The 13,809-nt window shown below is 44.1% G+C and carries 3 protein-coding genes; 1 reads left to right on the top strand and 2 read right to left on the bottom strand.

The features are described 5' to 3' along the window. Positions 1–21: 21 nt before the first annotated feature. Positions 22–3,588, bottom strand: a complete 3,567-nt coding sequence (gene rpoB / locus ACXM1Q_RS03845; RefSeq protein ID WP_458516344.1) for a DNA-directed RNA polymerase subunit beta — start codon at positions 3,586–3,588, stop codon at positions 22–24. A 496-nt stretch (positions 3,589–4,084) separates the two neighbouring features. Then, a complete protein-coding gene (locus ACXM1Q_RS03840; protein ID WP_458516342.1) occupies positions 4,085–13,135 on the bottom strand; it encodes a G5 domain-containing protein in 9,051 nt (3,016 codons plus the stop codon). A gap of 339 nt (positions 13,136–13,474) precedes the next feature. On the opposite strand from ACXM1Q_RS03840, the gene ACXM1Q_RS03835 reads away from it, so the two are divergent. Then, the gene (locus ACXM1Q_RS03835) at positions 13,475–13,804 is read left to right on the top strand and encodes an IS630 transposase-related protein (protein WP_458516340.1); all 330 of its coding nucleotides are present in this window, start codon (positions 13,475–13,477) and stop codon (positions 13,802–13,804) included. The last annotated feature ends 5 nt before the right edge of the window (positions 13,805–13,809 follow it).

Genomic DNA, 13,809 nt, shown 5'->3' with positions numbered 1-13,809 from the left:
TTACCTTTCTTTTTGGTTCACTTATTTTGATTCATCTGCATCGAAAGCCTCTTTCGCTTCCCGCGCAGCTTTTTCACGTGCTTTTTCCAAATCATCTACATGGATGATGCCATCATCTTCCCCTTCATCCAAATCACGCAATTCAACTTCTTGATCATCTTCATCAAGAACGCGCATATCTAGACCAAGTGATTGCAATTCTTTAACAAGAACGCGGAAGGATTCTGGAACACCTGGTTTTGGAATTGGATCTCCCTTAGTAATGGCTTCATAAGCCTTAAGACGTCCATTCACATCATCTGATTTGTAGGTCAAAATTTCTTGAAGGACATTGGAAGCGCCATAGGCTTCAAGAGCCCAAACCTCCATCTCACCGAACCGTTGTCCACCGAATTGAGCTTTACCACCCAATGGCTGTTGTGTAACCATCGAGTATGGTCCAACAGAACGTGCATGGAGTTTATCATCAACCATGTGGTGAAGCTTGATCATATACATGACCCCAACAGAGACACGATTGTCAAATGGTTCACCTGTACGACCATCGTAAAGAATCGTCTTGGCATCTGAATCCATACCAGCTTCACGAACGGTATCCCACAAATCTCGTGAACTTGCACCATCAAAGACTGGTGTTGCAATATGGATTCCCAAATTGCGAGCTGCCATTCCCAAGTGCAATTCCATAACCTGACCAATATTCATCCGTGATGGTACCCCAAGAGGGTTCAACATGATATCCACTGGAGTTCCATCTGGCAAGTATGGCATATCTTCCACAGGTACAATACGAGATACAACCCCTTTGTTTCCGTGGCGTCCGGCCATCTTGTCCCCTACTTTAATTTTCCGTTTTTGTGCAATGTAGACACGAACCAGCATGTTCACACCTGATTGCAATTCATCGCCATTGGCACGGGTAAAGATTTTCACATCACGAACGACTCCATCAGCACCGTGTGGAACACGAAGAGAAGTATCACGAACCTCACGTGACTTATCTCCAAAGATGGCATGTAGAAGGCGCTCCTCTGCTGAAAGGTCTTTTTCTCCTTTTGGAGTAACCTTACCAACCAGGATATCTCCTTCTTTAACCTCTGCCCCAATGCGAACAATTCCCATTTCATCCAAATGGCTTAGAGCATCTGGTCCTACGTTTGGAATTTCACGTGTGATTTCTTCAGGGCCTAACTTGGTATCACGAGTCTCTGATTCGTATTCTTCCAAATGCACGGATGTATAAACATCGTCTTTGACCAAGCGTTCACTCATGATAACCGCATCCTCAAAGTTGTAACCTTCCCAGGTCATGTAGGCTACGATAGGGTTTTGTCCGAGGGCAATTTCTCCATTTTCCATGGATGGTCCATCGGCGATGAAATCACCTTTCTCAACCTTATCACCTAACTTAACCAAAGTACGTTGGTTGTAGGCAGTACCAGAGTTAGAACGGCGGAATTTTGTAACTTTATAGATATCAAGGGAACCATCTTCACGACGAACTTCAACACGGTCAGCATCAGCATAAGTAACAGTTCCGTCATGGTTAGCAATAACAGCCGCTCCTGAATCATGAGCTACTTGATATTCCATACCAGTACCAACATAAGGAGCTTTCGGATTAATCAATGGCACGGCCTGCCGTTGCATGTTGGCTCCCATCAAGGCACGGTTGGAGTCATCGTTCTCCAAGAATGGAATACATGCCGTCGCTACCGCAACTACCTGCTTCGGTGAAACATCCATAAAGTCTACAGAACTAGCAGCATACTCCTGGTTATTCCCGCGATGACGTCCCATCACGATATCTGTAGTGAAATGACCTTCCGCATCCAATGGGGAATTGGATTGAGCCACGATGTACTCATCTTCTTCATCGGCAGTCAACCAAACAATCTCATTGGTTACCAAACCTTTTTCGCGGTCAACACGACGGTATGGAGTTTGAATAAATCCATATTTGTTCAAGTGACCGTAAGAAGCCAAGTTATTGATCAAACCAATGTTTGGTCCCTCAGGTGTTTCGATTGGACACATACGACCGTAATGTGTCGCGTGTACATCCCGCACCTCATAACCTGCACGGTCCCGTGTCAAACCACCAGGCCCCAAAGCAGACAAACGACGTTTGTGAGAGAGCTCTGATAAAGGATTGTGTTGGTCCATGAACTGAGACAACTGAGACGAACCAAAGAATTCTTTAATCGCAGCGGTCACAGGACGAATATTAATAATCTGCTGTGGTGTAAGAGCTTCATTGTCTTGAACACTCATCCGTTCACGGACATTTCGCTCCATCCGAGACAAACCAAGACGTACTTGGTTGGCAAGCAACTCACCTACTGTCCGAATCCGACGATTTCCAAGGTGGTCAATATCATCGACACGTCCCATTCCCTCAGCAAGGTTCAAGAAATAGCTCATCTCAGCCAAAATATCCGCTGGTGTTACTGTGCGAACCTTCTCATCTGGATTTCCATTCCCAATAATCGTCACTACACGATCTGGATCTATTGGTGAAACCACCTTAAATTTCTGAAGAACAACTGGCTCCGTCAAGACAGCTGAATCATTTGGAATATAAACAATTTTATGAAGATCACCATCCAACTGAGGTGTTAGCTCCTCAATCAGATCACGCGTCATCACCGTACCTGCTTCAACTAGAATTTCACCTGTATCTGCATCTACCAATGGCTCTGCCAATGTTTGGTTCAAAAGACGTGTTTTAATGTTTAACTTTTTATTAATTTTATAACGACCAACTGCCGCCAAATCATAGCGACGTGGATCAAAGAAACGAGCAATCAAAAGACTACGAGAGGATTCTGCCGTCTTTGGCTCACCTGGACGAAGGCGCTCGTAAATTTCTTTTAAAGCCTCATCTGTCCGTGAATCCATTGGATTCTTATGGACATCTTTTTCCAAACTGTTACGTACTAAAGGACTATCTCCAAAGATATCAATGATTTCATCATCCCCAGAGAAACCTAACGCACGTACCAAAGTTGTAAATGGAATTTTCCGTGTCCGATCAATCCGCGTATAAGCAATATCCTTCGAATCTGTTTCTAGTTCTAACCAAGCACCTCGGTTAGGGATTACAGTCGAACCGTAACCAACTTTACCGTTTTTATCGACCTTATCGTTGAAGTAAACACCTGGTGAACGTACCAACTGGGAAACGATAATCCGTTCAGCACCGTTGATAATGAAGGTTCCCATTTCAGTCATCATTGGGAAATCTCCGAAGAAGACTTCTTGAGTCTTAATTTCTCCAGTTTCCTTGTTTACAAGACGGAAGGTCACAAAAATAGGAGCTGAAAGATTCGCATCGTGTGAACGTGCTTCTTCAAGTGTATATTTAGGCTCCCGTAATTCATAGCCAACAAACTCCAATTCCATGGTATCTGTAAAGTTTGAAATAGGAAGTACATCTTCAAAAACTTCTTTCAAACCATGGTCTAGAAATTCTTTAAACGAGTCTGTTTGGATTTCAATCAAATTTGGTAAATCAAGAACTTCTTTGATTCTTGAAAAACTACGACGTGTACGGTGTTTCCCATACTGAACTTCATGTCCTGCCAAGTTGTTAACTCCTTTTCTTTATTGAACACCAGCTTGTGCCTAACTGGTTCCCATTGCCCTTTTATAATTTTTAGAAAATTTAAAAATAGATTACAATTCTTAAAATACCTAAAATAAGACACAAAAAGAGCAGCTAAATCGACTCGTTTTCGGAATGATTTAACTGCTGTAGGTTCCCTACTGGACAATATTTCAGTAGAAAACAAACGACAACTTATTCAAGCTATTCTACCATATTCAACTACATCTAGCAAGTAAAAATAAAAAGGAAGTGGGAAAAGCTTAATAATCTGAAAGGAACCGACTAGAAATCTCCCTTTCATATTATCTGCTCAACTCCCACTTCCACTCCAAACGCTTAGCAAATGCGTCAAAGCTCTTTATAAGTATCTATGCCTACGGAAACCGATCACGGCATTCCAGTAAGGTATTCAACAAAAAGTCTTGCTATTGGCTTGAACCCTTAAAATAGGTGAAACTATCTATTTCTAACACACTATTTAAAGATAGACTCTCTGAAATCCTTGCTTTGGCGTAGATAAGCATTATAAACTTTCGATAACAGAGTGTTCACCCAACTTGCCGGAGCATAGCTCGTTGTTCGGTCAATATTAGTCATATCTTTCTGAACAGCTTCATTCATCAAACGTTGCAAGTCTTCTAGTGATGAAATCGTCACAGTCTGAGTGGAATTTGGTTTCCCTAACTCATACTGAATTGTAATTGGTTTAAGACCTCGCGTCTGAGCTTTTTCAATCCGTTCTTGATACATTGCTTTTTTGAAGTCTCCCCAAGATGCGTATTCACCCTTAAAGATTTTTTCAAAAATCAATTGATCATTTGGCAGACCGACATAAGCTCGACGACCTTCAGACCAAGTCTTGAGACCTTGAGCCAAAGCTTCTTGCGCATACATATTTGAAGCATACGGAACAAATCCTTCTTGATATCCTTTCGCAGCTATCAACTCAAAAGCAGTCCGCCTAAAGGTTAAGTCACCCGGTGCTCCCTTATCATTCGAAATAGCTGAATAAATTGGAGACAATAAGGCTAGACCATAGTAGTTCCCGCGTCTAAGGGTCTCTTCGTCACGGTAATAACGGCGATTCAAGATATCCCCATCAATCAAATCTGTAAAGGTCTTCAATTGGTTAGCTTCCTCATCTGTCAAGCGACGAATCTTATTGGCTGCATGAGTCTGGTTCCCATCACGGTCAACCACCCACTCATTTTCAAATTTCCGCCACCATTTTTTCTTGACCTCTGTATCTTGTGCCAAGACTGCTTGACCTTCCACATATTCCAATAGGTATAACACATCAAATACGCCCTTCATATACTCTTGCAAGTCTTCAGGGGTCTTGTAGCGCTCTGCTGGATTCGCAGCATGGTAACGATCTGTTGCATTCTCATCAAATTGGAATAGCATATTGATTCCCAGTATAGCCTTGTTTTGAGCAGATGGAGACTCTAACAGACCTTGAGCATAATGCTCTCCTCCCATTCCCTCACGTCTTCTATGTCCCTCTAGGTATCCATGATCATCGAAATTATGGGTCATCTCATGCGTCAAAATACCAGCTCCTGTCTGATCTAGGAAACGATAGTAAGTGAAGTAAACAGAGACACCATTGGCAAAGGCTCCCGCCCCTGAATTCAGATAATAACGACCGGCTGGACCAAAGAATTCCTGAATCGAAGCATCCTTGTCATAGAGATTCCGCCAGCTACGGCTACCATCAGAACTATAGTATAGGAACCCATCATAACCAACAACTGGTCCAAGCATCTTCTCCCGAGTCTTCTCAGTCAACATCTTATACCAGAAATCAAAGTAGTCTCTATACCAAACACCAGCTCGATCTACAAGAGCACGAATCGCCTTGTTATAATCTTCACCCGTTAAATTAGCCAAGTCCCCTGTTCTATATCGTTCATAGCCTCCAAAGACTAGATTGGACATATTTGAAATGATATAAACACTTTCTTCTTTCATCGTTAAAAGTGGCAAAATCATATGTTGGTACTTCCAAACATTGGATTGACTAGCCATACGATCATAAATCCCAATAGAATATTTGTTATTCTTTTGACCATAAGTGGCTTCCTGACGTTTTCGATGCTCTGGAATTCCTGAGAAGCCCTCGAATAGATAGGCTTTTGTATTTTCTTTCAACCATTCATTATTGTTCTTATTTGGTAAGAAGAGTTCACGATAGCTCTCCAAATACTCAAAGAGATTTCTTTTTTGCTTGGCTGAAGCTAAATGACTCGCAAACGTAGTGACATTATTGGCAGCTTTTAATTTATCAAAACCAGATTTTCCTAATTGGATGACTTGATTTAAAACAGATACATCTTGCTTACCAAAGAAGTCTGATTTATAAACAGATAGATCTTTGACATTAATCTCTCCATAATTAATATCATACCAGCGATTCAAATAACTCAAGCCTAGCAAGAGAGGAACAGCATTTTCTTTTATATCAGACACCAGTTTCTCACGAATAATGCCATCTCCTGAATTGATTGCCTTGTCTGCCGCCAAAAGTTTTCTCAATTCTTGACTCAGATTCGCTTTCAAATCATTGAAACCTTTTTCTAAATAAAGGTCCCCCAAGTTTTTGCTTGTATCTCCTTCTGGGATGCCTAATGCTTGTCGAACCTCAGCAGAATCAAAAGCAATGGCTGAAAGAATCGGAGTGACTTCATCAATGACCGATTGATAGGAAGTTAAGAAATTCTCAGGTGTATATAAGAGTGGCGTTCCTGTCAATTGATACTCTGCCAATTGATTATTTTTAAAATCACCTTTGTAGGTCACAGGAATATACGCAACGGTCTTATCCTCATAATGCAACATCAAACGATTAATCGCTGTCTTATCACTTGAAGGATCAACTACAATCCGATTATCAACCATCGGTACCACATCTACCAGTTTTGTTTGATACAACTTATCATTTGGATCAATCTGATTACCTAGGTAAACAAGATAATCCTTCGTATAGAATGGCAACAATTTTTCTGTATTGTAGTAAGCAATTTCTCGATCAGCTTTCGCTTCTGGCATTGTCAGATAATTTGCTCTGTAAGCATTCGCTACTGAAGGATCACTTCCATCTTTAGGAATATATAAGGCCAAATCATTCTTATATCCATCTTGACCTTCCTGCACTAACTCAGGGAAGGATACGGTATAACGATAAACAGCTTTACCATCTTTCTCTACCTCATCAATCGCCGACACAGGCAGCAACATGTCCTTACTATCCTTCGAACGAACATTTACAAAGTATGTGTCTGCACTCTTTGGAGTTATCAGATTCTCAACTTTACGGAAACTTCCACCTACTTTTTCATGTAACTCAATCCCTTGAATATCCTTCAACTCAATCTTTTTATGCTCTAGAACAAAATCTTCCTGTTTTGCTTGAGACTCAGTGACTGCTTGCCCAGAAAGACTGTAAGTCATCTCTGTCCGTAGTGTGTAATCTGTAAAGTAATCTAGATCGGAAAGGATTACCGGTTGCTTCGGATCCGATAGAACCAGTTCACGAACCAACTCATCCTCTTTGTATAAAAAGGCCTTAGCTGACTGATACCGTGCATCTGGATCGACTAATTGATAGGTTACAATAACACGTTTCTGATCAATGTCCTTCTCTAATTTTTGAACCATTAGGCTTGGTTTTACAGGTTCCTTGGTTCCTACTGCAATCACATGATCGATAGCCGGAGTAACCTGTATTTGTGTCGGTAAAGCTGTGACTTGACCAGTTTTAGCGTCTACACTGTAACGAGTGGTGCTTGTCTCAAGACCCGCACGGCCCTCCGTCACAACCCGCTCTTGACCTTTTTCAAGAGTCGAATCATCCTGGCGGACTTCCTTAAACGGAAGCTCTTTAGTCGTAACACTTGGCTGAGTTCCTACACGAACAATCCGTGATACTGCTGAGCGAGCAATACGCTCACTTACAAGCCTATCTTTCGTAACATTCCAAACAAGTTCCTTAGTGCCTGCAACACCCTCTTGGGATACCTGACTTGAACCATAAGCAAGGCTCTCATCTGATTCATAAACCGTTTCAAAAGCGATCGGCTCTTGACGAGTTTCTAGAACATCTTCTTTCGTACCAACCGCAATCACACGATTCTCTGCTGGACGAGTTTCAACCTCAACTGGAAGGGCGGTAACCTGACCTGTTTTAGCGTCTACACTGTAACGAGTTGTGCTTGTCTCAAGACCGGCACGTCCCTCCGTCACAACCTTCTCTTGACCTTTTTCAAGAGTCGAATCATCCTGACGAACTTCCTTAAACGGAAGTTCCTTCGTTGTGACACTTGGCTGAGTTCCCACACGAACAATCCGTGGTACTGCTGGACTTGTTACACTTTCGCTGACTAGACTATTCTTAGTCACATTCCAAACAACTTCCTTAGTTCCTTCAACACCCTCTTGAGCTACCTGACTTGAACCATAGACAAGACTCTCATCTGATTCATAAACCGTTTCAAAAGCGATCGGCTCTTGACGAGTTTCTAGAACATCTTCTTTCGTACCAACCGCAATCACACGATCCTCAGCTGGACGAGTTTCAACCTCAACTGGAAGGGCAGTAACCTGACCTGTTTTCACATCTACACTGTAACGAGTAGTGCTTGTCTCAAGACCGGCACGGCCTTCCGTCACAACCCGCTCTTGACCTTTTTCAAGACTCGAATCATCCTGGCGGATTTCCTTGAAGGGAAGTTCCTTCGTTGTAACACTTGGCTGAGTTCCTACACGAACAATCTGTGATACTGCTGGACTTGTCACACTTTCGCTGACTAGACTATCCTTGGTAACGTTCCAAACAACTTCCTTAGTGCCTGCAACACCCTCTTGGGATACCTGACTTGAACCATAAGCAAGGCTCTCATCTGATTCATAAACCGTTTCAAAAGCGATCGGCTCTTGACGAGTTTCTAAGACATCTTCTTTCGTACCAACCGCAATCACACGATCCTCAGCTGGACGAGTTTCAACCTCAACTGGAAGGGCGGTAACCTGACCTGTTTGCGCATCTACACTGTAACGAGTGGTGCTTGTCTCAAGACCCGCACGTCCCTCCGTTACAACCCGCTCTTGACCTTTTTCAAGAGTCGGATCGTCTTGACGAACTTCCTTAAACGGAAGCTCCTTCGTTGTGACACTTGGCTGAGTTCCTACACGAACAATCTGTGATACTGCTGGACTTGTCACACTTTCGCTGACTAGACTATCCTTGGTAACGTTCCAAACAACTTCCTTAGTGCCTGCAACACCCTCTTGAGCTACCTGACTTGAACCATAAGCAAGGCTCTCATCTGATTCATAAACCGTTTCAAAAGCGATCGGCTCTTGACGAGTTTCTAGAACATCTTCTTTCGTACCAACCGCAATCACACGATCCTCGGCTGGACGCGTTTCAACCTCAACTGGAAGGGCAGTAACCTGACCTGTTTGCGCATCTACACTGTAACGAGTAGTACTTGTCTCAAGACCCGTACGTCCCTCCGTCACAACCTTCTCTTGACCTTTTTCAAGAGAAGGATCGTCCTGACGAACTTCCTTGAACGGAAGCTCCTTCGTTGTAACACTTGGCTGAGTTCCTACACGAACAATCTGTGATACTGCTGGACTTGTCATACTTTCGCTGACTAGACTATCCTTGGTAACGTTCCAAACAAGTTCCTTAGTGCCTGCAACACCCTCTTGAGCTACCTGACTTGAACCATAAGCAAGACTCTCATCTGATTCATAAACCGTTTCAAAAGCGATCGGCTCTTGACGAGTTTCTAAGACATCTTCTGGCTCTGGAGTCACTACTGGTGGCTCAATTTCCTTGGTACCGACCGCAATCACACGATCCTCAGCTGGACGAGTTTCAACCTCAACTGGAAGGGCGGTAACCTGACCTGTTTGCGCATCTACACTGTAACGAGTTGTGCTTGTCTCAAGACCCGTGCGTCCCTCCATCACAACCTGCTCTTGACCTTTTTCGAGATTCGGATCGTCCTGACGGATTTCCTTGAACGGAAGCTCCTTCGTTGTGACACTTGGCTGAGTTCCTACACGAACAATCTGTGATACTGCTGGACTTGTTACACTTTCGCTGACTAGACTATCCTTGGTTACATTCCAAACAACTTCCTTAGTTCCCGCAACACCCTCTTGAGCTACCTGACTTGAACCATAAGCAAGACTCTCATCTGATTCATAAACCGTTTCAAAAGCGATCGGCTCTTGACGAGTTTCTAAGACATCTTCTGGCTCTGGAGTCACTACTGGTGGCTCAATTTCCTTGGTACCGACCGCAATCACACGATCCTCAGCTGGACGAGTTTCAACCTCAACTGGAAGGGCGGTAACCTGACCTGTTTGCGTATCTACACTGTAACGAATAGTACTTGTCTCAAGACCCGCACGTCCCTCCATCACAACCTGCTCTTGACCTTTTTCGAGATTCGGATCGTCCTGACGAACTTCCTTGAACGGAAGCTCCTTCGTTGTGACACTTGGCTGAGTTCCTACACGAACAATCTGTGATACTGCTGGACTTGTTACACTTTCGCTGACTAGACTATCCTTGGTTACATTCCAAACAACTTCCTTAGTTCCCGCAACACCCTCTTGAGCTACCTGACTTGAACCATAAGCAAGACTCTCATCTGATTCATAAACCGTTTCAAAAGCGATTGGCTCTTGACGAATTTCTAAGACATCCTCTGGCTCTGGAGTCACTACTGGTGGCTCAATTTCCTTGGTACCGACCGCAATCACACGATCCTCAGCTGGACGAGTTTCAACCTCAACTGGAAGGGCGGTAACCTGACCTGTTTGCGCATCTACACTGTAACGAATAGTACTTGTCTCAAGACCCGCACGTCCCTCCGTTACAACCTGCTCTTGACCTTTTTCAAGACTCGGATCTTCCTGATGAACTTCCTTAAACGGAAGTTCCTTCGTTGTGATACTTGGCTGAGTTCCCACACGAACAATCTGTGATACTGCTGGACTTGTTACACTTTCGCTGACTAGACTATCCTTGGTAACGTTCCAAACAACTTCCTTAGTTCCTGCAACACCCTCTTGAGCTACCTGACTTGAACCATAAGCAAGACTCTCATCTGATTCATAAACCGTTTCAAAAGCGATCGGCTCTTGACGAGTTTCTAAGACCTCCTCTGGCTCTGGAGTCACTACTGGTGGCTCAATTTCCTTGGTACCGACCGCAATCACACGATCCTCAGCTAGACGCGTTTCAACCTCAACTGGAAGGGCGGTAACCTGACCTGTTTGCGCATCTACACTGTAACGAGTGGTACTTGTCTCAAGACCCGCACGTCCCTCCGTTACAACCTGCTCTTGACCTTTTTCAAGACTCGGATCTTCCTGACGAACTTCCTTAAACGGAAGTTCCTTCGTTGTGACACTTGGCTGAGTTCCTACACGAACAATCTGTGATACTGCTGGACTTGTTACACTTTCGCTGACTAGGCTATCCTTGGTTACATTCCAAACAACTTCCTTAGTTCCTGCAACACCCTCTTGAGCTACCTGACTTGAACCATAGGCAAGACTCTCATCTGATTCATAAACCGTTTCAAAAGCGATCGGCTCTTGACGAGTTTCTAAGACATCCTCCGGCTCTGGAGTCACTACTGGTGGCTCAATTTCCTTGGTACCAACCGCAATCACACGATCCTCAGCTGGACGAGTTTCAACCTCAACTGGAAGGGCGGTAACCTGACCTGTTTGCGCATCTACACTGTAACGAGTAGTACTTGTCTCAAGACCCGCGCGTCCCTCCGTCACAACCTGCTCTTGACCTTTTTCGAGATTCGGATCGTCCTGACGAACTTCCTTGAACGGAAGTTCTTCTCGATTAATATGAGGCTGTGTCCCAACACGTACTAAGCGTTTTGTAGGTGGTAAGACCACTTGCTCACTCACTAATTCCTGTTTGGTAACATTCCAAACAATTTTCTTAGTTCCCTGAATTCCTTCTTCTAGAATTTTCTGATAGCCATAAGCAAGACCCTCATCTGCCTCATAAACTGTTTCAAACAGTAAATCTTCATAACGAACTTCCAAAACGTCTTCCTCAGGTTCGGGAGTTACCACTGGGGGTTCGGGAGTTACCACTGGTGGTTCAGGAACAGCCTCACCTGGTTCGGGGGTGACTACCGGAGGTTCCGGGGTAACCACTGGCGGTTCAGGAACAACCTCACCTGGTTCGGGGGTGACTACCGGAGGTTCAGGGGTAACTACTGGTGGTTCCGGAATTACCACTGGCGGTTCAGGAATAACCTCGCCCGGTTCGGGGGTGACTACCGGTGGTTCCGGAGTTACCACTGGCGGTTCGGGTACAACCTCACCCGGTTCGGGAGTGACTACCGGAGGTTCGGGGGTAACTACCGGTGGTTCCGGAGTTACTACTGGAGGTTCGGGGGTAACTACCGGTGGTTCCGGAGTTACTACTGGAGGTTCCGGAACAACCTCGCCCGGTTCGGGGGTGACTACTGGGGGTTCCGGAGTTACCACTGGCGGTTCAGGAACAACCTCACCCGGTTCGGGGGTAACTACCGGTGGTTCCGGAGTTACCACTGGCGGTTCAGGGGTGACTACCGGTGGTTCCGGAGTTACTACTGGAGGTTCGGGAACAACCTCACCCGGTTCAGGAGTAACTACTGGAGGTTCCGGAACAACCTCTGGGGGTTCTGGGGTAACCACTGGCGGTTCTGGGGTAACTACCGGTGGTTCCGGAGTAACTACTGGAGGTTCAGGAACAACCTGGCCGGGAGCTGGAGTCTCCTCAGGTACCTGGGGAGCAACAACAGGAGGCACAGGATACAACAATGACGATTCTTCTTGACTAGGATTAGGAAGTCCCTGTAACAATCCCAACCTGTCTGTCGACTCGCTTCCTTCTGGTAATAAAAGCCCTCCAGCTTTATCCATTTTTAAATAGCCAATATAGCGATAATCCGGAATATCCATTGGAGCTGGTAAACGACCATCAGCTCCTACATTCACAATTTGGTTATACTGTGCTAAAACTACATTCGATAGTGCTAAAGCATCCGATGATAGAACGAATCCTCCTGCACCAGTTAGGAAGAGAGCAACGGTTACTTTTGCTGTTTTTTTCTTTGTAAACTTTAAGCCAACAATAAAAAGAGCTACCGATCCTAGAGCCAATGCTGGATTCAGTAAAGCAGTCCCTGTTTGAGGTAAGTTCTGGCTACCTTCTTGAACACTTTCAGGTCGATAGACTAAATAATAGTCGCTCACCTGCTCTGCGTGAAGACTCGGCAAGGCTTGGATAATTTGCTCTTTTTCCTGAGGAGTCAACTCATCTTCCGTCACATAATGATAGCGAATCGCTGCCTCTTCTTGATCTAACTCAGTAGCTGCTACTTCTTGATCTGAAAACGATAAAAAGACACTACCGACTGTCACCGATAGCAAACCAACTGATAATTTTCTTAGTGAAAACCTTTGAATGTTCTCTCTTCTCATAACGTCCTTTCTACACTTATATGCGCAAAAAAAGAATACCTTCTATCTAGCTTGTGACTCAACTGGTCCACCAATCAAGCACTCAACAATTGTGCTGGAAATTGCTCACTCTAAGTTCACTCGGATGAACGAAATAGGCTCTCTCACAAAACAAATATAAAATTGTAATCCTTTTCAAAAAACTATCTTAATCATAGCATTTATTCACTAGTCTTTCAATAAGACTAGCCTGAGTATCGAAAAATTCCTTTGATGAGGTGATGTCACAAAAAAGGCAGGGTTCAAACCCCTGCCTCATATATAGTTGTTCCACTTTATAATACGTGATAAAATAGAACCATGACATATAGCATTGATTTTAGAAAACGTGTGCTGTCTTTCGTTCAGGAAGGGCACACTCGAACAGAAGCTTGTGAGCTTTTCGGTATCAATCCCTCTACGTTGCATAGATGGGAACGAAAATTAAAAACGGAAGGACACTTACAGGACAAACCTAGACAACGTTCCCCCCGTAAACTTCCCAAAGACCAGTTATTGGCTTATGTTGAGCAACATCCAGATGCCTATCTGCGAGAAATCGCAGAGCACTTTTCCTGTGCGATTAATGCAGTTTGGAAAGCACTAAGGAAATACAATATAACTTTAAAAAAAGACAACAAGGTATCGTGAACAGA

The organism is Streptococcus sp. 10F2 (assembly GCF_054331515.2).
The sequence above is the reverse complement of the archived record's forward strand: the minus strand, read 5'-3'. Positions and strand labels throughout refer to the sequence as shown.

Excerpts from the sequence above, each read along its gene's own strand:
- ACXM1Q_RS03840 (WP_458516342.1), bottom strand. The coding sequence starts at position 13,135 with ATGAGAAGAGAGAACATTCAAAGGTTTTCACTAAGAAAATTATCAGTT.
- ACXM1Q_RS03835 (WP_458516340.1), top strand. The coding sequence starts at position 13,475 with ATGACATATAGCATTGATTTTAGAAAACGTGTGCTGTCTTTCGTTCAG.